General features: G+C 72.4%; 19 protein-coding genes. 12 read left to right on the top strand and 7 right to left on the bottom strand.

The genetic code is table 11. The features are described 5' to 3' along the window. Positions 1–19: 19 nt before the first annotated feature. Entirely contained in the window at positions 20–976 is a 957-nt protein-coding gene (locus SVTN_RS35070; protein WP_041132700.1) for an SMP-30/gluconolactonase/LRE family protein, read from the top strand. An 18-nt stretch (positions 977–994) separates the two neighbouring features. Here the strand turns inward: SVTN_RS35070 and SVTN_RS35065 are convergent, their stop codons facing one another. Both SVTN_RS35065 and SVTN_RS35060 read right to left on the bottom strand, forming a co-directional pair. Then, on the bottom strand, positions 995–2,179 hold the full coding sequence (locus tag SVTN_RS35065) for a M20 family metallopeptidase (RefSeq protein ID WP_041132699.1): 1,185 nt from the start codon (positions 2,177–2,179) through the stop codon (positions 995–997). Continuing rightward, entirely contained in the window at positions 2,176–3,621 is a 1,446-nt protein-coding gene (locus SVTN_RS35060) for an MFS transporter (protein WP_078908626.1), read from the bottom strand. Before SVTN_RS35060 ends, SVTN_RS35065 begins: the two co-directional genes overlap by 4 nt. Positions 3,622–3,749: 128 nt before the next feature. Between SVTN_RS35060 and SVTN_RS35055 the strand changes: the two genes are divergently transcribed. Then, positions 3,750–4,883, top strand: coding sequence for an Lrp/AsnC family transcriptional regulator (locus tag SVTN_RS35055; RefSeq protein ID WP_245727759.1), 1,134 nt, complete (start codon positions 3,750–3,752; stop codon positions 4,881–4,883). A gap of 223 nt (positions 4,884–5,106) precedes the next feature. Here the strand turns inward: SVTN_RS35055 and SVTN_RS35050 are convergent, their stop codons facing one another. Next, complete coding sequence (locus SVTN_RS35050; protein ID WP_041132697.1) at positions 5,107–6,576, bottom strand: MFS transporter; 1,470 nt, start codon at positions 6,574–6,576, stop codon at positions 5,107–5,109. A 126-nt stretch (positions 6,577–6,702) separates the two neighbouring features. Between SVTN_RS35050 and SVTN_RS35045 the strand changes: the two genes are divergently transcribed. The 3 genes from SVTN_RS35045 to SVTN_RS41270 all read left to right on the top strand — a co-directional run bounded on the left by SVTN_RS35045 (position 6,703) and on the right by SVTN_RS41270 (position 10,119). Next, the gene (locus SVTN_RS35045; RefSeq protein WP_041132696.1) at positions 6,703–7,158 is read left to right on the top strand and encodes a MarR family winged helix-turn-helix transcriptional regulator; all 456 of its coding nucleotides are present in this window, start codon (positions 6,703–6,705) and stop codon (positions 7,156–7,158) included. Between the two features lie 73 nt (positions 7,159–7,231). Beyond that, a complete protein-coding gene (locus tag SVTN_RS35040) occupies positions 7,232–8,287 on the top strand; it encodes a helix-turn-helix transcriptional regulator (RefSeq protein ID WP_159026551.1) in 1,056 nt (351 codons plus the stop codon). Between the two features lie 131 nt (positions 8,288–8,418). Continuing rightward, a complete protein-coding gene (locus tag SVTN_RS41270; protein WP_052499475.1) occupies positions 8,419–10,119 on the top strand; it encodes a PLL family lectin in 1,701 nt (566 codons plus the stop codon). Between the two features lie 81 nt (positions 10,120–10,200). Here the strand turns inward: SVTN_RS41270 and SVTN_RS35030 are convergent, their stop codons facing one another. Further along, positions 10,201–10,569, bottom strand: coding sequence for a YrdB family protein (locus tag SVTN_RS35030; RefSeq protein WP_041132694.1), 369 nt, complete (start codon positions 10,567–10,569; stop codon positions 10,201–10,203). 398 nt (positions 10,570–10,967) lie between these two features. On the opposite strand from SVTN_RS35030, the gene SVTN_RS35025 reads away from it, so the two are divergent. From SVTN_RS35025 to SVTN_RS35015, 3 genes are all read left to right on the top strand, one after another. Continuing rightward, the gene (locus tag SVTN_RS35025) at positions 10,968–12,734 is read left to right on the top strand and encodes a S8 family serine peptidase (RefSeq protein WP_041132693.1); all 1,767 of its coding nucleotides are present in this window, start codon (positions 10,968–10,970) and stop codon (positions 12,732–12,734) included. 254 nt (positions 12,735–12,988) lie between these two features. Continuing rightward, positions 12,989–13,891, top strand: coding sequence for an AurF N-oxygenase family protein (locus tag SVTN_RS35020; RefSeq protein ID WP_041132692.1), 903 nt, complete (start codon positions 12,989–12,991; stop codon positions 13,889–13,891). A gap of 51 nt (positions 13,892–13,942) precedes the next feature. Then, positions 13,943–15,604, top strand: a complete 1,662-nt coding sequence (locus tag SVTN_RS35015) for an FAD-dependent oxidoreductase (protein WP_041132691.1) — start codon at positions 13,943–13,945, stop codon at positions 15,602–15,604. A gap of 113 nt (positions 15,605–15,717) precedes the next feature. Here SVTN_RS35015 and SVTN_RS35010 read toward each other — a convergent pair whose 3' ends face one another. Both SVTN_RS35010 and SVTN_RS35005 read right to left on the bottom strand, forming a co-directional pair. Next, complete coding sequence (locus tag SVTN_RS35010; RefSeq protein ID WP_041132690.1) at positions 15,718–16,296, bottom strand: type-2Aa cytolytic delta-endotoxin; 579 nt, start codon at positions 16,294–16,296, stop codon at positions 15,718–15,720. 89 nt (positions 16,297–16,385) lie between these two features. After that, positions 16,386–17,201, bottom strand: a complete 816-nt coding sequence (locus SVTN_RS35005) for a LysR family transcriptional regulator substrate-binding protein (protein ID WP_041132689.1) — start codon at positions 17,199–17,201, stop codon at positions 16,386–16,388. A gap of 64 nt (positions 17,202–17,265) precedes the next feature. On the opposite strand from SVTN_RS35005, the gene SVTN_RS35000 reads away from it, so the two are divergent. The 4 genes from SVTN_RS35000 (at position 17,266) to SVTN_RS34985 (ending at position 20,380) form a co-directional block, all read left to right on the top strand. Then, a complete protein-coding gene (locus SVTN_RS35000; RefSeq protein ID WP_063782361.1) occupies positions 17,266–17,667 on the top strand; it encodes a DUF5997 family protein in 402 nt (133 codons plus the stop codon). Between the two features lie 85 nt (positions 17,668–17,752). Further along, complete coding sequence (locus SVTN_RS34995) at positions 17,753–18,712, top strand: universal stress protein (RefSeq protein ID WP_041132687.1); 960 nt, start codon at positions 17,753–17,755, stop codon at positions 18,710–18,712. 268 nt (positions 18,713–18,980) lie between these two features. Beyond that, complete coding sequence (locus tag SVTN_RS34990; RefSeq protein ID WP_041132686.1) at positions 18,981–19,481, top strand: nucleotide triphosphate diphosphatase NUDT15; 501 nt, start codon at positions 18,981–18,983, stop codon at positions 19,479–19,481. A 98-nt stretch (positions 19,482–19,579) separates the two neighbouring features. Beyond that, positions 19,580–20,380 (top strand): VOC family protein, encoded by an 801-nt coding sequence (locus SVTN_RS34985; RefSeq protein WP_041134565.1) that lies wholly within the window; start codon positions 19,580–19,582, stop codon positions 20,378–20,380. A gap of 42 nt (positions 20,381–20,422) precedes the next feature. Here the strand turns inward: SVTN_RS34985 and SVTN_RS34980 are convergent, their stop codons facing one another. Beyond that, on the bottom strand, positions 20,423–22,012 hold the full coding sequence (locus SVTN_RS34980; RefSeq protein WP_041132685.1) for a hypothetical protein: 1,590 nt from the start codon (positions 22,010–22,012) through the stop codon (positions 20,423–20,425). Positions 22,013–22,032 lie beyond the last annotated feature (20 nt).

The following is a 22,032-nucleotide window of genomic DNA, read 5'->3' as shown; positions in this document are numbered from 1 at the left end:
TTCACGAAGGGAAGGGCCCATGAGCGGCGAGCGCCCCGAGCTGTACGAGATGTTCGACGAGCGGTTCCTCACGGGACGGTGCATGTACGGGGACGACCACCTCGAAGTCCTCCACACGGGCTGCCGTTGGGCCGAGGGGCCGATATACCTGCCCGCCTGGAGGCAGTTGATCTGGAGCGACATCCCGAACGACCGGATGCTGCGCTGGGACGAGGAGACGGGCGCCGTCGCCGTCTTCCGCCGCTCGGCCGGGCACAGCAACGGCAACACCCTGGACCGCGAGGGCCGGTTGATCTCCTGCGAACAGGGCAACCGGCGCGTGACGCGCACCGAGCACGACGGCACGGTCACCGTGCTCGCAGACCGCTGGCAGGGCAGGCGCCTGAACAGTCCGAACGACGCGGCGGTGAAGTCCGACGGCTCGATCTGGTTCTCCGATCCGGACTTCGGCATCACCAGCGACTACGAGGGCCATCGCGCGGAGAGCGAGATCGGCTCCAACAACGTCTACCGGATCGACCCCGACAGCGGAGAAGTACGCCTGGTGGCCGACGAGTTCGCCGCGCCGAACGGTCTGGTCTTCTCCCACGACGAGAAGCAGCTCTTCGTCTCCGACACCCGGGCGGGCTTCATCCGGGTCTTCGACGTGCGCGAGGACGGCACGCTCTCCGACGGCAAGGTCTTCGCCGACGCCTCGGCCCGCGAGGAGGCCCGCTTCGACAACCTGCGCTTCGACGCCGACGGCCGTCTCTGGGCCGCCGCCATGAGCGACGGGGTGCACTGCTACGACCCCGACGGCACCCTGATCGGACGGCTGAACATCCCGGAGCCCGTCGCCAACATCTCCTGGGGCGGAGCCAAGCGCAACCGTCTCTTCATCGCCGCCCAGACCAGCCTGTACTCGGTGGTCATGAGTGCCACGGGCACCCACCCGACCGGCCCCGGCCGCCGCCCCTGGTTGGGCGCGGCGGCCTGAAGTCCGTTCGGCCGGCGGTCAGTTCGCGGCGGCGCGGGCGGCGACTCGGGCGAGGAGCCGCTCGCGCTGGGCCGGGTCGGTCGCCAGGTCGATCGCGGTCCACGCCATGGCCAGGCCTCCGTCGAGGACGGCACGGTCGGCAGCGGCCGTGGTGCCGTACCGGGTGAAGTCCGGGTGGTGCATGATCGTGTCGCCGCAGTCGTACCCGATGGACGGGTGGATCGTCGGGACGACGTGCGAGACGTTCCCCATGTCGGTCGAACCACCGCGCACGTCGGGGTTGTCGGGGAGGACGGTGCGGCCGAGGGCCTCGGCGGCGGCCTGGTAGCTCCGGCCCATCGCGAGGTCCTGGCGGAGGTCGGCGTAGTCGTTGCCGACGGTCTCCAGGAGGAGCTCGGCGCCGGTGGCGAGGGCGCCGGCCTCGAAGCAGGCCCGTACCCGTGCCTGGAGTTCGGCGAGCTCCTCGCTGGTACGGGCGCGGACGTCGTACGTCGCGGTGGCGCGGGCCGGAATGACGTTCGCCGCGTCGCCGGCCGAGGTGACGACGCCGGAGACGACGGCGCCGGGGACCATCTGCTGGCGGTGGGCGGCGATCGCCACCTGGGCGATCATCATCGCGTCGGCGGCGTTCACGCCCCGGTGCGGCATCGCGGCGGCGTGCGCGGGGACTCCGGAGTACGCGACGGAGAGGCTGCTGATGGCGAGGGTGGTGAGACCCACGGTGTCCTGCGGTGCGGCGTGCACCATCATGGCGGCCGCCACGTCGTCGAAGGCCCCGGCGCGGATCATGTCGACCTTGCCGCCGCCCGACTCCTCGGCGGGGGTGCCGAGGAGCGCGACGGTGATGCCGAGGTCGTCGGCGAGCGGCGCGAGGGCGAGGGCGGCGGCCACGGACGCCGAGCCGTTGACGTTGTGGCCGCAGGCGTGGCCGATCCCGGGGAGCGCGTCGTACTCGGCGCAGATCGCGACGACCAGGTCGCCGGTGCCGGCGGTGGCGCGGAAGGCGGTGGGCAGCCCGTACGCCCCGCGGGTCACGTCGAAGCCGGCGCGCTTGACGAGGTCGGTGATGCGGCGGGCCGCGCGGTGCTCCTCGTAGGCGAGTTCGGGGTCGGCGTGCAGGGCGTGGCTGAGCCCGATGACCGCGTCCTGGTGGCGGGTCAGGGTGGCCCGGCTGTGCTCGCGGGCCGTGGTGGTGGTCGTCACTGGTGGTCCTTGGACGGGGTGCGGTAGAGGAGGGACGCGGCGCCGCCGACGAGGGAGATCACGACGCACACCACCCACGAGGTGGTGTAGGCGCCGAGGTCGGGCAGGGTGTGGCCGGCGGGGGTGTGCCCGGCGAAGACGGTGAGGACCGCGGCGGCGCCGAGCGAGCCGCCGACGTTGATGAGCAGCTCGTTGATGCCGGAGCCGACGGAGGTCCGGTCGTGGGGGACGGACTCCACGGCGAGCGTGCGCGTGGAGTGCTGGAGGAAGCCGCTGCCGAGTCCGGCGAGCGCGGTGCCGAACAGGAAGACCGGCGCGGAGGCGTGTGCGGCGAGGGCGATCACGTATCCGACGGCCATGAGGCCGGAGCCGGTGACGAGGGTGAGGCGGTCGCTGATCCTGGCTGCCACGGCGGGGGCGGCGAGGGCGCCGAGGGCCATGGCGAGGAGGTTGGGGAGCAGTCCGAGGCCGATCGCGATGGGGTCGTAGCCGAAGCCGTAGCCGGTCTCGGCGGGGCTCGTGCCGAGGAAGACGGAGTGGGCGACCTGGAGGCCGATCATGCAGAAACTGAAGGTGAGCGTCACGACGGACACGACGACCACATTGCGCCGACGGAACATCCGGACGTCGATCATGGGCGCGGCGGTACGGAGTTCCACGAGCACCCACAGGGCGGTGAGGAACACGCCGCCGATCAGGGTGGCGAGGGTCCGGGTGGAGGTCCACTCCCAGCCGGGTGTGCCGCCGAGACCGAGCGCGAGCATCAGGGCGACGAGGCCGAGGGAGAGCAGGACCGCCCCGGTCCAGTCGACGGAGCCGCCGGGGCGGTCGTCGGACTCGGGCAGCAGGGGCCAGGTCACGGCCAGCGCGAGGCTCGCGCCGATGGCGGGCACCCAGAGGGCGGCGGTGGGGCTGTCGACGGTGGAGGCGATGAAGCCGCTGGACAGCAGGCCCAGGCTGAGGCCGCCGATCAGCGCGGCGACCATGAGGCTGATGCCCCGGCGGCTCTCCCCGTCGCCGCCGTCGGGGCGGTTGCGGAGGATGCCGACGAGGAGCGGGAAGAAACCGGCGAAGGCGCCCTGGAGGATCTGGCCGGCGAGCAGCATCGGGAAGGAGCGGCTCAGCCCGACGAGGACGGAGCCGGCGAGGACGATCGCGAGGTTCCAGCGCAGCAGCCGGCGGTGGCCGTAGAGGTCGCCCATGCGGGCGAGGACCGGGGTGAACGCGACGCTGGCGAGCAGGTTCGCGATGCTGATCCAGTTCAGGTCCGCCGCGGTGACCTTGAGGGTGTCGGTGAGGCCCTTGAGCAGCGGGGAGAGGAAGCCCTGGGTGATGCCGCTGGAGAGCTCGACGAGCGCGACCGAGGCGATGACCGCGCCTGCGGGCACGGGACGTACGGCTCTTCTTCGTACGGGGGCGGTGCGGGTACCGGCGTCCGTCATACGTACTACCTCTTCGGGAGGGCCGCGTGGGCTCGATGGGGAGGGGGGCCGCCCGGCGGGTGGGGGTGCGGGGGCGGAAGATGCACCACAATGTGGCGAGCGAGCGGCACTTCGGGCAAGAGTTGACCGTGAAGACGGCCGAATGCGGCAGGGGGTGGGGGGCTCTCGGCGGATTCGGGCACGAGGAGGTCGAGCGGGACGCCTTCGGGCAGGCCCGCGACCGGGAGGAGCAGAGGGGAGGAGACGGGATGACGACGGAGCGGGCGGCGCGGCACGGAGGCGGTGGCGGTGGCGGTACCGGCGGCGGCCTGGACGCGCTCGACCACGGGATCCTCAAGGTCCTGCACCGTGACCCCCGCGCACCCTTCGCGGAGGTCGCCGCGGCCGTCGGGGCGCACGAGCGGACCGTCGCGCGCCGCCTGGAGCGGATGACCGCCGACGGGCGGGTCGCGTTCGCTGCGGCGCTGATCCCCGAGTACCGGTACGAGGGGGTGACGGCCGAGATCGCCGTACGGTGCGCGCCGGGCCGCGTCCACGAGGTGGCGCTGACGCTCGCCGCCCTGGACGAGACGCGGTCCGTGGAGGTCGCCACCGGGGCGCTCGACGTGTTCGTCGAGCTCCACGCGGCCGACCACGACGCGCTGCTCACCCTCGTGGACACGGTGATCGGCCGGCTCGACGGGGTCGTGGACATCCACTCGGCGATGGTCCTCCGGCTGCTGCTCACGGCCAGCGACTGGGCACCGTACGACGACGAGCCCACGGACGTGCGGCGGCACGCCATCGAGGGCACCGCGCTCCCGGAGCCGCCGGTCGTGGACGAGCTCGACCGGCGGCTCGTCGAGCTCCTGCGGCGCGACGCCCGCATGTCGACGACCCGCCTGGCGCGGGAGCTGAGCGTCGGCGAGACGACGGCCCGGCGGCGCCTGGCCCGGCTGACGGCCTCGCACGTGCTGCACCTGCGGCTGCACGCCGATCCGGCGGTCCTCGGCTACCCGGTGGAGGCGCGGTTCCGGCTCGGGGTGCCGCACCGGGAGCTCGATCCCGCGATCCGGCTGCTCGCGCGGGAACCGGCCCTGCGCCATCTGGTGGTGACGAGCGGCGGGACGAGCCTGCTCGGGTATTCCAGCCACCGCGACACCCGGGACTTCCAGGAGTTCACGGCCCGGGTCTTCGCCCGCCTGGAGGGCGTGACGTCGACGGAGACGGCGCTGCTGATGCGTACGTACAAGAGGGCGGGGTTCACGGCGGTCCAGGGCTGACCGCACGAAGGACCGGGCACCCGCGAGGGCCCGACCGGTCGCGTTCCGGCGGCCGCCGGACGGGCCCCAGGGCCCGGACACCCGGGAAGGCCCCGCTGGTCGCGTCTCCGCGGCCGGTCGGGGCCTTCCCGGGGTTCGGCGGGTGCCTCCGTGGTCCGCCCGCCGGACGGGGTGGCGCCGCCGCGGGGCCGTCCCCACGTACCCCGCGGCGCGCCGGTCGCCGTCAGGCGGTGGTGGCCTCCGAGGCCGCGTGCGGGCCGGTCTCGGGGGCGGCCCCCCGGGCGTCGGCGGGAGCAGGTGCCGCGGCCTTCGCGGGGATCAGCGCGGCGACGACCGCGGCCACGAGGCCGACGCCGCAGCCGATGAGCATCGCGACGCGGAAGCCGTCCTCGGAGGGCAGGGCGTGGCCGCCGAGGACGGTGGTCATCTGGGCGAGGACGACGCCGATGACGGCGGCCGAGGCGGAGGTGCCGATGGAGCGCATCAGGGTGTTGAAGCTGTTGGCCGAGGCGGTCTCCTCCTGCGGCACCGCGCCCATGATGAGCGCCGGCATGGCCCCGTACGCGAGTCCGACGCCCGTGTTGCAGATGAGGGTCACGGTGAGCAGGCCCCAGGTGGAGCCCATCAGGGCGAGGGAGGAGCCGTAGCCGGCGGAGATGACGAGCGCGCCGACGGAGAGCGTGACCTTGGGGCCGCGGGCGGCCGAGAGCTTGGCGCCGAGGGGCGCCAGGATCATCATCATGAGGCCGGCGGGTGCCATCCAGAGGCCCATGGCCATCATCGACTGCCCGAGGCCGTACCCGGTCGCCTCGGGCAGCTGGAACAGCTGGGGGACGACCAGGGACTGCGCGTACATCGCGAACCCGACCAGGACCGAGGCCGCGTTCGTCATCAGGACGACCGGGCGGGCGGTGACCCGCAGGTCGACGAGCGGGTCGCGGGTGCGCAGCTCCCAGGCGCCCCAGGCGAGCAGCACGACGGCCGCGACGGCGAACAGGCCGAGGGTGGTGGCGCTGCCCCAGCCCCAGGTCGCGCCCTTGGACACGGCGAGCAGCAGGGCGACGAGCCCGACGCCGAGGCCGAGGGCGCCCGGCAGGTCGAAGCGGCCGGGGGCGGCGGCGCGGCGGCCGGCGGGGGCGACGCGCCAGATCAGGAGGCCGACCAGGAGGCTGAGTCCGGCGGCGACCCAGAAGAGGACGCGCCAGCTGGCGTTCTCGGCGACGGCGGCGGAGAAGGGCAGGCCGAGGGCGCCGCCGACGCCCATGGAGGCGCTCATCAGGGCGATGGAGCCGCCGAGCCTCTCGGGCGGGAGGATGTCGCGGAGCAGGCTGATGCCGAGGGGTACGACGCCCATGCCGAGGCCCTGGAGTCCGCGTCCGACGATCATCGGGACGACGGAGGAGGCGAGCGCGCAGACGATCGAGCCGGCCACGAGCGGGATCACGGAGACGAGCAGGACGCGGCGCTTGCCGAGGGTGTCGCCGAGCCGGCCGGCGACGGGGGTGGCGACGGCTCCGGCGAGGAGGGTGGCGGTGATCACCCAGGAGGCGTCGGATGCGCTGGTGTCGAGCAGTCTCGGGAGGTCGCCGATGAGCGGCACCACCAGGGTCTGCATGAGTGCGGCCACGATGCCGGCCATGGCGAGGACGCCGACGACGCCGCCGGGGCGGGCGTCGGGCTTGGAGCCGTCCACGAGTTCTCCCTCGGTACTTCTTCGGTACTTCTTCGAAGTTCGATGCTTGTGCATCATGCACATCGATTGCAGCATGCACAAGATATGCATGATGCATATAGGCTCGGGACGGGAGAGAATGCCCTCATGGACAAGCCCACCCACCTGGTCGAGTTCGAGAGCATGCTGATCGGACGGCACGCCCTCCTGTACGGGCCCCGCTCCCGGGCGGCAGGCGGCCAGCTCGACCGCAGCGCGTACGTGCTCCTCACCCGCATCCGCATGCACGGGCCGATGTCCATCGGGCAGCTCAGCGAGGCCTTCGGCCTGGACGCCTCCACCCTCAACCGGCAGACCGCCGCGATGCTGCGCGCCGGAGTCGTGGAGCGCATCCCCGATCCGGACGGCGGCATCGCCCGCAAGTTCCGCATCACGGAGGAGGGCGAGCGCCGCCTGGAGGCCGACCGGGCCTCGAACGTCGAGGGTCTGGAGCGGGTGATGGAGGACTGGTCACCGGAGGACGTGACCCGCTTCGCCGCCTACCTCGAACGCTTCAACCGGGACATCGAGCGACTCGAAGGCCGCCCCTGGCCCAGGCCCTGACCAGGACCGTCAGGGGGGCGAGGGCCGGTCGGGCGGCAGGCGCGGCAGCGGTGCCGCTGAGACAATGACCTGCGTGGGCCTGACGTTCTTCGACGACGAGCGGCTGGCGCGGGACGTGTACGCGGCGGTGAGCCTGAGCGCCGGCGGCGAGGATGCCGCCGCGGGGATCTCCCGACTGCTCGCCCCCATCGTCGCGCACGACGCGCTCTGCCTGCGGGGCACCGATCCCGTCCTCGGCACCGAGCTCTGCTGGTTCAGCTTCTGGCACGGGTACGAGCCCGCACTGGCCCTCGCCCTCCTCACCCACCGCATCGCGGGGGCGGGCGAGCGCCGACCGGTCGGCACCGCCCGGACGGACAGCGCCGTCGCCGTCGTCGGCGGGCGGTCGCACGACCGGGAGGCAGACCGGATCCTCGCCGCTCACGGGGCGGGCTCGGAGCTGTGGCTGAGGCTCGCGGACCCGCGCGGGACCTGGGGAGAGCTGCGGTTGCTGCGCGCCTCGGGCGGGCGGCGGTTCGGCGAGGACGAGGCCCGGCGGGCCATGCGGCTCGCGCCGGCCCTGCTGGCCGTCCTCCGGCGCTACGGGACGTCCGGCCCGCTCTGTCCCGCCCCGGATGCTCCGGTCCTGCCCGCCGGAGTGGCCGTCGTGGGCGCCGACCACCGGGTCAAGGCGGTCAGCCCGCAGGCGAGGGCATGGATCGAACACGTGGTGGCGCGGAGCGAGCCCGCCGTCGCGGCGGGGGCGTCCGACGCCTGGTTCCGAGCGCTGTCGCTCGCCGCCCGGGCCCGGCACGATGCCCCGGGCCCGTTGATCTGCATGCCGCCGGCGCGCTGCGGCAGGTGGTTCACCGCCCAGGCCGAGCCCCTCGGCGAGGACGGTGCCGGCGATGTCGCGATCATCCTGCAAGGGGCGACCGGAGACACGGTCACGCCGTCCTTCTGTGCCTGGTACGGGCTCACGCCCCGGGAACGCGAGATCGTCGGCGAGCTCCGGGACGGGTCGCCCGTGAAGCGGATCGCCCGGCGCCTCGGGGTGTCCCCGTACACGGTCAACGACCACCTCAAGGCGGTGTTCCGCAAGACGGGCGCGGAAGGCCGCGACGAACTCGTCGCCGCGCTGTACCGCTGACGACGCCGGCTCTCCGGCCCCTGTCCATCCCCAATGTCAGGGATCCTCTGCGGCCCGGCCCCGGCGCACGCTGGAGGTCGGGTCCGAACGAGCCCCTTGTGGGCCTGTTCCCTCCGGAGAGGAGTGATCGTATGGGTACGTGGAACGCCGACTGGTTCACGGTGCCGGGTGCGGCCGTGTTCGACACAGGCAGGCAGATCACGTCGGTGTCTCGTTCCGAGGAGAACGTCGACCTGTTCGTGGTGGGCAACGACAACCGGGTGTGGTCGCAGTTCTGGAACGCACAGGCCGGATGGAACCCGGACTGGTTCGCCGTACCGGGGACGGCCGTGTTCGGGGAGCAGCCGGTGGCGGCCGCGGCGCGGGACGAGGAGCACCTCGACCTGTTCGTGGTCGGCAACGACAACCGCGTGTGGTCGCAGTTCTGGAGCACGCAGGCCGGATGGCACTCGGACTGGATGCCCGTCCCCGGCGCAGCCGTCTTCGACAAGCAACCGGTCGCGGCCGTGGCCAGGGACGCCGACCACCTCGACCTCTTCGTCGTCGGCAACGACAATCACGTCTGGTCGCAGTTCTGGAACGCACAGACCGGATGGAACCCGGACTGGATGCCCATCCCCGGCGCAGCCGCCTTCGACAAGCAGCCGGTCGCGGCCGTGGCCCGGGACAAGGATCACCTCGACCTCTTCGTGGTCGGCAACGACAACCGCGTGTGGTCGCAGTTCTGGAGCGCCCAGGCCGGATGGAACTCGGACTGGATGCCCATCCCCGGCGCAACCGTCTTCGACAAGCAGCCGGTGGCGACCGTGGCCCGGGACAAGGATCACCTCGACCTGTTCCTCATGGGCAACGACAGCCGCGTCTGGACGACTTACTGGGGCGCCGACGGCGGCTGGAGCGCGGACTGGTTCCCCGTACCGGGAAGCGCCGTCTTCGAAAAGGGCCGCCCCGTCACGGCGTCCTCCCGGGTCCCCGGGCACCTGGACCTGTACGTCGTGGGGAACGACAGCCATGTCCGGACGACCTACTGGAGCGCCGAGACGGGCTGGGCCGCCGACTGGTTCGCGGTGCCGGGGCAGGCGGTCTTCGACAAGCGGCAGCGCGTGACGGCCGTGTCCCGCCGGGGCAACCACATCGACCTCTTCGTCCTGGGGGCCGACCACCATGTGTGGTCGACGTACTGGCACCACCGCACTCTGCAGTTCCGGCTGCGGTACTTCATCGAGAAGGAATCGACGGACGACCTCCTGCAGGGCGGTGACGACGAGGTGTACGTCTCCGCGCTCGGCATGGACTCGGCATCGGTCGTGGCACGACCGGACGGCACGTACGGCGCCGACGTCCTGAGGGGCGGCGAGATCGGTGACGTGTCCAGCGACGACGTGCGGGACCCCTGGCGCGACCGTCCGCACGTGCTCATGGAGTTCGACATCGACAGGCCCGGCCCCTGGCCCCGGTCGTACACGACCACCCTGCTGGTGATCGAGCACGACGACGGCGACCTGAGGAAGGGGTTCGACACGCTCTACGGCGCCTTCGGCACACAGATCAGGGACGCCGTCGTGAAGGCCGCGAGCACGACCGGGGCGGTCATCGCCGGCCCCCTCGTCGCCGGGGCGATCGGCGCACTCGTCGGCGACGTCTTCGACGCGGTGAACGAGAAGATCAGGTCCGGACTGGCGGACGAGTCCTTCACGCCGATCCCGGTCACGCTCCATGTCGACGGCCCGGAGCGGTTCGCGCGACACGCTTCCGCGGAACGCCAACTCACCCAGAAGGTCGAGCAGTTCGGAGGGTCCTACGAGATCCTCTACGACTGGCACGTCGGCTGACGACGGGAGGAGGCCTGCCCGTCACACAGGCGCCCGGCCGGGCTTCCCGGCCGGGCGCCTGCTCCCGGTTCAGGGAGTCGATCAGGCGTCGCGATGCATCGCGGCCTGCCGGTCCGCCGTCGCCAGGGCGGTGTTGACGAGCGCCACGGCGGCGAAGACGACGGCCCACACCGGCCGGTCGACGCCGAGGAGCGCGAGCGCCGCCGCGCCGAACACCAGGGCCTTCACGGCCAGAACACCCGCGAGCGGCACCCGGAACCGCGCCTTGGGCGCGGCGAACAGGCCCCAGACGACGGCCGCGACGGCCGGCGCGGCGACCGCGAGCAGCAGCCGGAGCGCCACGTTCTCCGCGCTGTCCCACCCCCACCAGGCCAGTGCGGCCAGGGCGGCGAGTTCGAGCAGGAACGCCAGGCCTTCGTTCAGTACGTGCAGCGGCGCGGGCAGTTTCATCGGAAGCCTCTCGACGTCGATCACGCGTGCGGCCGCCCGCGACCGCCCGAGTATAGAAACCGCTTCCGCCGGAAGTCTTCACCTCCGGCCCCGGCGGCAGCGCACGGCAACGGCACCTGGGACAACAACGGCGGCTCCGACTGCGCGATCGGCACGGCGGGCCCGTACCTGAAGCAGGAGCAAGGCCCGACGAAGGGGCGAAGGAACGGAAATCGCCCTCTCGTCGGCATGTTCAAGTCAAGATTTTGTTACACGAACGGGCTTGTCGGACAGAAGACTTCCTTCCGCCCCGCCCGTCTGGGATCTTGCGTCCACCCCACACATCACAGGGCCCGGCCGGCGCCACCCGCGCCACCGGGTCATCGGAGGACGCATTGTTTTCCCACATATCCGGCCGCATGAGACTCGCGGCGACGGTTCTCGGTACGGCTCTCGCGCTCGCGGGACCCGTCTCCCTCGCCCAGGCCGCCCCGCTCGACAACGAGCCGCTCGCGACCTTCACCGCGAACGCCCGGACCAACACCGCGGCCCCGGCCGCCTGGGCCGCCGGCACCCGCGCCTACCTGGTCATCACGGCCCCGGGCGACACCACCGCCGTCCGCACCGCCGTCGCCGACAACGGCGGCTCGGTCTTCGCCTCGTACGACGCGATCGGCGTGATCGTCGCGCACTCGACCTCCGCCTCCTTCGCCGCCACGATGCGCGGCGTCGCCGGCGTCCAGAAGGTCGGCGCGACCCGTACCTCCGATGTCCCCGCCGACGCCTACAACCCGGCGCTCCCGGCCAACCCGGCGCAGGCCACCGCACCGACGACGGAGCCCGTCCGCTCGGACATGACCCAGATCAAGGCCGACCAGGCCTGGGCCGTCAACCCCGGCTCGTCCACGGTCAAGGTCGGCATCCTGGACACCGGCGTGGACGACCAGCACCAGGACCTGGCGCCGAACTTCAACGCCGCCGACTCGGTCTCCTGCGCGTACGGCAAGACCGACACCCGCGTCGGGGCCTGGCGCGACGTCGACCAGCACGGCACCCACGTCGCCGGCACGGTCGCGGCCGCCAAGAACGGCAAGGGCGCCATCGGCGTCGCGCCGGGCGTGAAGATCTCCTCGGTGCGCATCGCCGAACCCGGCAGCACCCTGTTCTACGCGGAGAACACCATCTGCGGCCTCGTGTGGGCCGGTGACCACGGCTTCAAGGTCACCAACAACAGCTACTACACGGACCCGTGGCAGTTCAACTGCCCGAACGACCTCGACCAGGCGGCCATCCTGGAGGGCGTGGGCCGCGCCCAGGCCTACGCCGAGAGCAAGGGCTCGCTCCAGGTCGCGGCGGCCGGCAACTCCAACGTCGACCTGGCCAACAAGACCACCGACACGTCGAGCCCGAACGACTCGACGCCGGTGACCCGGACCCTCACCAACGACTGCCTCGACATCCCGGCCGAGCTGCCGGGCGTCGTCACGGTCGCGGCGAACGGCACCAGCGGCACGTCCAAGGCCTCGTTCTCGAACTACGGCAGCAACGTCATCGAGGTCTCGGCCCCCGGCGAGTCCGTCTACAGCACCGCCCCCGGCGGCAAGTACGCCACGCTGAGCGGCACTTCGATGGCTTCCCCGCACGTGGCGGGCGTGGCCGCGCTGCTCGCCAGCGCCAACCCGGCGTACACCCCGGCGGACATCCGGGCGAAGCTCGGCGAGCAGGCCACCGACCTGGCCTGCCCGGCTGACGCCCGCTGCACCGGCACCACGGCGAAGAACAGCTTCTTCGGCGAGGGCCGCGTGGACGCCCTGAAGGCCGTCGGCGGCTCCACCCCGCCGGCCGGGGCGTACTTCGAGAACCTCACGGACTACGCGATCGCGGACAACTCCACGGTCGAGAGCCCGATCACGGTCAGCGGCGTCACGGGCAACGCGCCGGCCACCCTCAAGGTGGGCGTCGACATCAAGCACACCTACATCGGTGACCTGAAGGTCGACCTGGTGGCCCCGGACGGCACCGTGTACACGCTGCACAACCACACCGGCAGCGGCACGGACAACATCCTCCAGACGTACACGGTCAACGCCTCGGCGGAGGTCGCGAACGGCGTCTGGAAGCTCCGCGTGAACGACAACGCGAGCCAGGACACGGGCAAGATCGATGCCTGGAACCTGACCTTCTAGTACGCAGGACCAACCTGACCTTCCAGTACGCAGGACCAACCCGGCCTTCCAGTACGCCGGGACCCGGGGAACGGGGCCGGAGCCGCCATGGCTCCGGCCCCGTTCGCGTACCCGCGGTAAGTTCGCGGGCAAAAAGTCCGTACCGAGGGGTAGGCCTCCCGGGGGCCCTTGCTATACGTTCCGTCTAACAAGCTTGCTAGACGTGATGTCTAACAAGCGCCCGAGCCGCACACGCGACCCCGAGGAGCCGCACCATGGCAAGCAGCACCGTTCGCCCGGACCACGAAGACGACGACGTCGCCGCGCGGCTGCTCCTGTCGGCCGCGAAGCTCTCCTACGACCCCGCCGTCGAGGTCGACTGGGACACCCCCCTCGACAAGGACTTCCACGGCCAGAGCCCGGAGTGGAACAGCCTCTACGGCACCGCCTACTGGAACGAGATGACCGAGGAGCAGCGCAAGGAGCTGACCCGTCAGGAGTCGGCCTCGGTGGCCAGCACCGGCATCTGGTTCGAGATGATCCTGCAGCAGCTGATGCTCCGCGACATCTACCGCATGGACCACACCGACCCCCGGTTCCAGTGGGCCCTCACCGAGATCGCCGACGAGTGCCGGCACTCCATCATGTTCGCCCGGGGCTCCCAGAAGCTCGGCGCGCCCGGCTACAAGCCCAGGCGGGCGGTGCTCGAGCTCGGGCGCCTCATGAAGACCGTCGGCTTCGGCGAGGCCGCGTACGCCGGGATCCTGGTCGCCGAGGAGGTCCTCGACGTCATGCAGCGCGACTGGATGCGCGACGAGCGGGTCGTCCCCTTCGTCCGCACCATCAACAACATCCACGTCGTCGAGGAGTCCCGGCACATGAAGTTCGCCCGGGACGAGACGCGCCGCCACCTCGCCCGCGCGAGCAGGCCGCGCCGCCACTTCCAGGCGCTCGTCGTCGCCATCGCCGCGTACTACATCATCACCAGCCTGGTGAGCCCGGAGGTGTACGTGCGGGCCGGACTCGACCCCGAGCGCGCCCGCCGCGAGGCCGCCGCCAACGAACACTACAAGGCGCTGCTCCGCGCCAGCTGCGCCGGACTGATGGAGTTCCTCGCCGACGTCGGGATGCTGACCCGCCCCGCGCTCTTCTTCTACCAGCGCGCGCACCTCCTCTGACCCGCCGCCCCCGTCCCCCGGATCCGAGCCGAGCTGAGCTGAGCCGACGCCATGACCTACGCCATCACCCAGACCTGCTGCAACGACGCCACCTGCGTCGCCGTCTGCCCGGTCAACTGCATCCACCCGACGCCCGACGAGCCGGACTTCGGCACGACGGAGATGCTGTACATCGACCCCAAGTCCTGCATCGACTGCGGCGCCTGCGCCGACGCCTGCCCGGTCGACGCGATCTTCCCGGCCGACCGGCTCACCGCACGGCTGCGGGAGTACGAGGGGATCAACGCCGCCTACTACGCGGACCGCGAGCCCGCTCCGGTCCTCGCCTCGCCGACCTTCCACCCCTGGGGCGAGCCGGACTTCGACCGCTCGATCCCGGCCGACTTCGCACCGATCCGCGTCGCGATCGTCGGCACGGGACCGGCCGGCATGTACGCCGCCGAGGACCTCCTCCTGCACACCAACGCCGAAGTGACGCTGATCGACCGGCTGCCGGTCGCCGGCGGTCTCGTCCGCTACGGCGTGGCACCGGACCACCCGGCGACCAAGGGAGCCGGGGAGACCTTCGCCCGCTTCCACGCCCACCCCCGGGTCCGCATGCGGCTCGGCGTCGAGATCGGCAAGGACGTCACCCCCGGCGAACTCGCCGCGCACCACGACGCGGTGGTCTACGCGGTGGGCGCCCCCTCCGACCGGCGGCTCGGGATCCCCGGCGAGGACCTGCCGGGCAGCGTCTCGGCGACCTCCGTCGTCTCCTGGTACAACGCGCACCCGGAGACCGGCGCGGACGCGGTGCGGCTCTCCGCCGGGCGGGTCGTCGTGGTCGGCAACGGCAACGTGGCGCTCGACGTCGCCCGCGTCCTCGTCACGGACCCCGACTCCCTCGCCCGTACGGACATCGCCGACCACGCCCTCGCCGCCCTGCGCGACACCCGGGTCCGGGAGGTGGTGCTGCTCGGCCGCCGTGGCCCCGAGGACGCCGCGTACACGAGGTCCGAACTGCTCGCCCTGAAGCACCTGCCCGGGGTGGACCTGGTCGTCGACGACCGGGATCCGCGCACCGGCGCGGCGATCGACGCGGCGGAGTCCGGGGCGAAGGCCGCACTCCTCCAGGGCGTGGCCCGGGAGGCGGTGGACTGGACGCGGGCGCCCGCTCAGGACCGGCGCCGGATCGTGCTGCGCTTCCACTCCGCCCCGGTCGAGGCGCTCGGCACCGACGCCGTGCGGGCGGTCCGGGTGACGGAGGACGGTTCGGCCTCGGGGACGGAGATCGGGGCGGGGCTTCTCGTCCGGGCCATCGGCTACCGGGGCGTGCCGCTCGCGGGGCTGCCGTTCGACGAGGCGACCGGCACCGTGCCCCACGAGGCGGGGCGGGTGGTGGGGCTGCCCGGCAGCTATGTCGTGGGCTGGATCAAGCGGGGGCCCTCCGGGGGCATCGGGGCCAACCGGGCCTGCGCGGAGGAGACGGTCGGGACGCTGCTCGCGGACGCGGTCGCCGGGGCGCTGCCGAAGCCGACGGGCAGCTCGCAGGAGTTCCGGCGTCTCGCGCGGAGCCGCAGCGGGCGGGGGCTCGTCGACGCGCGCGGTCTCGCCTCCATCGACCGGGCGGAGCGGGCGCGGGGCCGGGACGCGGGGCGGCCCCGGGTCAAGCTCGCCACGGTGCCCGAACTGGTCGCGGCGGCGCGGGGCAGGCGGCTGCGCCTGCCGGGCTGAGCGGTTCCTCCGGCTGGGATCCGGCCCGGGACGGCGGGCCGGTACGAGGCCGGTACGAGTCGGCCGTACGGGGTCGGCCGTACGGGGTCGGCCGTACGGGGTCGGCCGTACGGTCAGACGGAGACGCTCAGGGCCTGGCGGAGCACGATCGCGTTGAGCCGCACCGCGAAGGGCACGGTGTCCGTCAGGGCGAGCGCGAGGGTCTCGGCCTTCGGCAGCTCGACGGTCACGTCGACGCAGAAGGCCAGGGCGTACATGTGGTCCCCGGTCTCCTCGTCCTGGAGGGCGAAGAACAGGTCCCGGTAGAAGCGGGTGCGGTCCCCGGACTCCTCGTAGAAGGAGAGTCCGGGCTGCCCCTCCTGCGCGGCGAGCCCGGTGAAGGCCTGGACGAGCTCCCGCTCGACCGTGGCCCAGAAACCGGCCTCCGCGCACTCCTGCGGCAGCGCCTGGCGGACGGCCTCCTTGAGGGAGAGGACCATGACGAGGACGGGGGCGTGCTCCTGGAGCCCCCAGCCCCGGACCATCTTCACCACGTCGCTGTCCGGGACGGCGGAGGCCGCCCGGTGGATCGCCTCGAAGTCGAAGTTGACGGTCGCCGGGGCGATCGCCTCCTGGAACACCCGGTCGATGGACCGGGCCTGGTCGAGGTGGTCGGGTGCCACCTCGACGACGGTCCTGAAACTGGCGGCCAAAGCTCCTCCTGTGTGATCTCGGTGATCAGGAGGGGTCAGTATGCCGAGGCGCGGAGGGCCGGGCTCCGGGCGTCCGCCGTGCGGACGGTTCAGCCGCGGCCGCGGCGCGGCTTCCCGCTCCGGCCGGAGCCTCCGGTGCCCTTGCGGGACGCCGAGGGCTTCCCGCCGGTACGGGAACCACCGCCCGGCTTCCCGCCGGTGCGGGAGCCGCCGCCGGGCTTCCCGGACCGTGCCGGCTTCTGCTCCCTGGGCTGCTTCTGGCCCTTCTTCTCCTCGGCGCGGCGCCCGCGGGTGCTGTTCACGGTGCGGCCGCGGACGATGCCGATGAACTCCTCCACCAGGTCGGGCGCCTCGTCCGCCTTCGGCCACGACAGGCCGACCCGGGACTGCGGGACGTCGACGAGGGTCCGGTAGGTGAGGTCCTTGCGGTGGTGCAGCCGGGCCAGCGACTGCGGGACGGCGAGCACGCCGACGCCCGCGGCGACCAGCTCGATCGCGTCGGCGGTCGTCTCCGGGCGCTCCATGGCGGGGCGGCCGGGCGGCTGCTCCCAGCCGAGGGTGTCGTCGAGGGGGTGCAGGACGAGCTCGTCGGCGAGGTCCTCCGCCGACACCTCCTCCACCGCCGCGAACAGATGGTCCTTGGGGACGACGACGACCGTCGTCTCCGTGTAGAGCGGGATCGCGCTGAGGTCGTCCCGGTCGACGGGCAGCCGGACGAGGCCCGCGTCCGCGGTGCCCTCCCGGAGCGCGCCGAAGGCCTCGGCCGGCGTCACGGCGAGGAGGGTCAGGGGCACGTCGGGCAGGCGCTCGTTCCAGATCCGCACCCACTTCGCGGGTGTCGCTCCCGGCACGTAGGCGAGCCGGAAGGAAGGGGAGTCAACGGGGGAAGCGTCCGAGCCTGTCACCCCGCCAGGTTACCGGTAGCCGCCGTGGTCGGAGCTCGGCCACATGCTCGATACCCTTGACACCATGACGTCGCACCAGAACACCCAGACGATGAAGCCCGCGACCGCGGCGAAGAAGCTGGGTGTGTACCTCGAGGCCACCCCCGCAGAGTTCCAGGAGGGTGTCGTCTCGCGCTCCGAGCTGGCCGAGCTCCAGGCCAACCCGCCCGCCTGGCTCCAGGAGCTGCGCGAGAAGGGTCCGCACCCCCGCCCGGTCGTCGCCAACAAGCTCGGCGTCTCCATCGCCGGCCTCGCGCGCGGCGGGATCACCGAGCCGCTCACCACGGAGCAGATCGACGCGATCAAGCAGGAGCTCCCCGAGTGGCTGAAGAAGGAGCGCGCCACCCAGTCGGAGGTCCGCAAGGAGACCGTCCGCATCAAGGAGCGCGACGCCGAGCGGGCGCGCCGCCGGCAGCAGGGCGCCTGACCCTCCCTCTCCCACGCCGGTCCGGTCCGAAGCCTTTCGGACCGGACCGGCGTGGCGTTTCTCCGCATGAGGGAGTCATCTCCTCATGAGTGACACCAGCACCGCGTACGAGCCGGCGGTCGTCGTCGGCGTGGACGGGTCGGAGCACAGCCTCCGGGCCCTGGAGTGGGCGCTGAGCGCCGCGGAGGGCCTGGGCGCGCCGCTGGTGGTGGCCCATGTGCGGTCCGAGGCCCTTCAGCTCGGCGCCGCCCGCATCGCCTCCCTGGGTACGGCGGGTACGGCGCCGGAGCTTCCCGACACGGTCGTGCAGGCCGTACGGACGGTGGTGGAGGAGCGCGGGCACCGCGTTCCGGTGCGGTACGAATCGCTGGACGGGTCCGTGACGGACGCCCTGCCGGCGGTGGCGCGGGGGGCGCGGCTCCTGGTGACGGGTTCCCGGGGGCACGGCGGCTTCGCGAGCCTGCTCCTGGGTTCCACCAGCCGGACGCTGGCCATGACGGCGCCCTGCCCGCTGGTCGTCGTCCCGCACGAGGCGCGCGCCGCCGCCCTGGAGGACGGGGCGGAGGCGGGCCGGGTGCTGCTCGGGCTGCACCCGGAGGAGACTCCGGACGAGGTGGTGGGCTTCGCCTTCGAGGCGGCTCACCACCGGGGCGTACCGCTGGAGACGGTGACGGCGCTCCGGCTGCCGCCGTCGCAGGCCGCGCTCCTCGCGGCTCCTTCGCCCGCGCTCCAGGTGCCGCCGCCGCTGCCCCTCGCGGACGACACGCAGGATCTCCTTGAGGAGGCCGGGCGGGAGCAGGAGGAGCGGCTGCGGCCGTTCGCCGCGCGGTGGCCGGGGGTGGAGCTGGTGCCGGTGGTGGTGCCGGGGGACGCGGCGGGCCGGCTCGTGGAGGGTTCGCAGGACGCGGGTCTGGTGGTCGTGGGGCGGCATCACCGCCACCACCTGGGGTCCCTGCTCATCGGTTCCGTCGCCCACGCGGTGCTGCATCACGCGCACTGTCCGGTGGCGGTGGTGCCGCCCGCATCCGCAGAACCCCGGACATGACAGTCCCCGGCGGTCCATGTCGGTTCGCGCGGTCGTCGGCCGTCGCCGACGGCTCCGTGCCCGACCGGCCCCGCCGGGGGCCTGGCCAGAGCCTGGATCAAAGTCACGCGGGCCTTCGGACGTCTCCGTCGGCGGGTGCGGCTCTCTCCGGTTATCCGGTGTAAGAACGAGTGTCCTCCCTTTTTCACCCGTTTCAAGAGGTTTCCTCCTTTTTATTACGCGATCGCGTGTCGGGGTGCGTGTCAGCGGCGCCTGGTAGACAGGGCCCATGACGACCGCAGATCACGCCGCCACCGCCCGCCGCAATCTCCAGCCGCCGTCCGCCGGAGCCTCGCTCGGCGCGGGGATCGTGGTGCTCGACGGGGCGGGCCGGGTCCTGCTGGGTCTGGACCGCTCCGGGGTGTGGGAGCTGCCGGGCGGCAAGGTCGAGCCGGGCGAGTCGATCGAGGAGGCGGCGGTGCGCGAGCTGGCCGAGGAGACGACGCTCGTCGCGGAGGCCTCCGACGTGGAGGTCCTCGGGCTGCTCCTGGACACCGTCACCTCCACGCGGCTGACCCGGATGACGGCGGCCACGGTCGTGCGCGGCTTCCGGGGCGTGCCCGCCGTGGCCGAGCCGGAGAAGATCGAGCGCTGGGAGTGGACGGACCCGGACCGGCTGCCGGAGGCCCTGTTCCTGCCGTCGGCGCAGGTGCTGCGGATCTGGCGGCCCGGGCTCCCGATCCCCGGCGGCCCGTTCCACCGCTACGCCCTGGGCCGGCTGCCCGACTGACCCGACCGGTGGCGGTGCGTCACCGAGCGGGCCCCGGCGAGCGTGGCTAGCGTGGCCGGAGGAGCTACGTCATCGAAGCGGAAGTGGGAGTCACCGTCATGGCCGCACGACCTGAAGGCACGCCGGTCTGGACCGACGCGATGTTCACCGACGTCGAGGGCGCCAAGGCGTTCTACGGCGATGTGCTCGGCTGGACCTTCGGCGAGTCCTCCTCGGAATTCGGCAACTACACGCAGGCGTACAAGAACGGCAAGGCGGTCGCGGCCGTCGTCCCGCCGATGCCCGGGCAGGACGGGGAGCCGCAGTCGGCCTGGTGTCTGTACTTCGCCTCGCCGGACGTCGCGGCGACGGCGGAGAAGATCCGGGGCGCGGACGGCACCGTCCTGATGGAGCCGATGCAGGTCGGCGACTTCGGCTCGATGTGCATCGCCCAGGATCCGGCGGGCGTCACGTTCGGTGTGTGGCAGGCGGGCGAGCACGAGGGCTTCGAGCTGGAGAACGAGCCCGGCGCGTACGCCTGGGCCGAGGTCTTCACCCGGGAGCCGGCGAAGTCCGACGCCTTCTTCACCGAGGTCTTCGGCTACGGCTCCAAGAAGATCAAGGACGAGCACATGGACTACCGGGTCTTCGACCTCGGCGGTCCGCAGCCGGTGCTCGGACGGATGGTGATGTCGGCCGAGGACTTCCCGGCGGAGATCCCCTCGTACATCCAGATCTACTTCGCCGTCGACAACTGCGACCTGGCCGTCGAGCGGGCCGAAGCCCTCAAGGGGAAGAAGGTGTTCGGGCCGATGGACAGCCCGTTCGGCCGGTTCGCTGCGATCGTGGACCCGCAGGGCGCCGCGTTCGCGGTGATCGACGAGAGGACGACCGTCGGGGACATGCCCGAGTTCGAGTGAGCGGTACGGCGCGGCGCCCCGGTGGCGCCGCGCCGCCGTGCGTCAGGCGGTGTCGCGGACGGCGACGATGCCGTTGAATACCCCCACGTACGCGGTGCCGTCGGGGCCGATGGTGATCGGCGCCCAGTTGTTGTCGTAGGACAGGCCCGTGCCGGTGAAGCGGGAGAAGGCGCGCTGTCCGGTGCGGAAGTCGACGGCCGTGAGGTACCAGGCGTCGATGCCCCAGAAGTTGGGGCGCTTCTCGTAGAAGTAGAGCAGGCCGTTGGCGGTGGACAGCTTCGGGACCGTGGACGGCGAGCGGACGTCGCTCTCCCAGACGGTGTCGCAGCCGCTGCCGTCGGCGCGGACGTCGATCCGGGCCGCGCCGCCGACGACGCTGCGGCCGAGGAGGAGCGTGCTCGGGTTCTCGTAGCCGTAGTTGTTCTCGACGACGAGGCTGTTGCCCCAGCTGATCAGGGAGTTGTCGGTGGTGGACGCGCCGGATCCGAAGACGGGCACCTTGCAGACGAGCCGCTCGGCCGCGGGGACGCCGGCGCCCCGGCGGTAGACGAGGACGTTCATGCGGTCGTCGGCGTTGTCGGTGATGGCGACGTACTGGTCCTCGGTGCCGAAGAGGTCGGGGGTGGTGCCCGAACCCTGGTTCACCGAGCCGGGCTTGGTGCCGGTCCCCCGGTCGTACGTCTCGCGCCACTGGACGCGGGGGACGCCGTCGGCGTCGGCGCGGAAGCTGTACAGGGCGTGGTCGGTGACGATGGAGACGCCGTCCTCGGCAACGGAGAAGGAGTTCTGGATCTCCTCGCCGTCGAGCCGGATCGCGCGCAGGGCGCCCGTCGCGGGGTCGACGGTGCCGACGCGGCCGAGGCGGGTCACCCACCAGATGCGGCCGTCCCAGTCCGGCATGACGGAGGTGACGGGGTCGCAGACGCCGCTGGGGAAGAGGTTGGTCCAGCTGACGCAGTCGTGCGGGACGAGGGAGGTGAGGTCCCAGTCGTTCTCGACGGCGAACTCCCAGGACCCGTCCGCCTTCTGACGGTGGGCGATGCGCAGCACGTGCTGGCGGGAGTCGGCGAGGACGACCCGGTCCCGATTGTCCAGGTAGAAGTAGGCGCCGCCGGAGGTGTCCTTGAAGATCTTCTCGAAGTCGAGGCGGGTGATGGCCTCGACGGTGGAGGAGCGCTGCGGCAGCTTGTACTCGGCGAGGGTGCCGAGGGTGCGCGGGTCGAGGAGCTTCAGGAGGAAGCCGCTGAAGGTGCCGCAGACGGTGACCAGGCGGCCGGCGGCGTCGAAGGTGACGGTGGCGCACTCGCCGCCGACGGCGGCGATCTTCTCGCTGGAGACCTCGGGGTCGCGCCCGAGCGGCCCGGACCAGGGGTAGGTGGCGCTGCCGGCGCCGTCGGCGTGCATGCCGCTGCGGCCGTTGGGGGCGAGATACGGGTGCTGGACGGGGCCCTTGCCGGGGACGGGCCGAGCGGTGGCGGGGGCGCCCTCGTAGTGGTCGACGAAGCGGAACCCGGGGGCGAGGGGTATCTCCGCGGCCTGGGCGACGGGTGCGGCGCCCGTCAGGAGGGTCGCCGCGAGCGCGGTGATCAGCGCGAGCGCGCGTGCTCGTCTGCGGGGCGGTGGGGTGGTCAAAGCGGCTCCTCGGGGTCCTG

The organism is Streptomyces vietnamensis (assembly GCF_000830005.1).
GTDB lineage: Bacteria > Actinomycetota > Actinomycetes > Streptomycetales > Streptomycetaceae > Streptomyces > Streptomyces vietnamensis.
The sequence above is the reverse complement of the archived record's forward strand: the minus strand, read 5'-3'. Positions and strand labels throughout refer to the sequence as shown.

What these genes read in the sequence shown, in the direction of transcription:
- SVTN_RS35070 (WP_041132700.1), top strand. Translation starts at nt 20, where the DNA reads ATGAGCGGCGAGCGCCCCGAGCTGTACGAGATGTTCGACGAGCGGTTC.
- SVTN_RS34985 (WP_041134565.1), top strand. Translation starts at nt 19,580, where the DNA reads ATGGCCGCACGACCTGAAGGCACGCCGGTCTGGACCGACGCGATGTTC.
- SVTN_RS34995 (WP_041132687.1), top strand. Translation starts at nt 17,753, where the DNA reads ATGAGTGACACCAGCACCGCGTACGAGCCGGCGGTCGTCGTCGGCGTG.
- SVTN_RS35020 (WP_041132692.1), top strand. Translation starts at nt 12,989, where the DNA reads ATGGCAAGCAGCACCGTTCGCCCGGACCACGAAGACGACGACGTCGCC.
- SVTN_RS35000 (WP_063782361.1), top strand. Translation starts at nt 17,266, where the DNA reads ATGACGTCGCACCAGAACACCCAGACGATGAAGCCCGCGACCGCGGCG.
- SVTN_RS41270 (WP_052499475.1), top strand. Translation starts at nt 8,419, where the DNA reads ATGGGTACGTGGAACGCCGACTGGTTCACGGTGCCGGGTGCGGCCGTG.
- SVTN_RS34990 (WP_041132686.1), top strand. Translation starts at nt 18,981, where the DNA reads ATGACGACCGCAGATCACGCCGCCACCGCCCGCCGCAATCTCCAGCCG.
- SVTN_RS35060 (WP_078908626.1), bottom strand. Translation starts at nt 3,621, where the DNA reads ATGACGGACGCCGGTACCCGCACCGCCCCCGTACGAAGAAGAGCCGTA.
- SVTN_RS35030 (WP_041132694.1), bottom strand. Translation starts at nt 10,569, where the DNA reads ATGAAACTGCCCGCGCCGCTGCACGTACTGAACGAAGGCCTGGCGTTC.
- SVTN_RS35045 (WP_041132696.1), top strand. Translation starts at nt 6,703, where the DNA reads ATGGACAAGCCCACCCACCTGGTCGAGTTCGAGAGCATGCTGATCGGA.
- SVTN_RS35015 (WP_041132691.1), top strand. Translation starts at nt 13,943, where the DNA reads ATGACCTACGCCATCACCCAGACCTGCTGCAACGACGCCACCTGCGTC.
- SVTN_RS35025 (WP_041132693.1), top strand. Translation starts at nt 10,968, where the DNA reads ATGAGACTCGCGGCGACGGTTCTCGGTACGGCTCTCGCGCTCGCGGGA.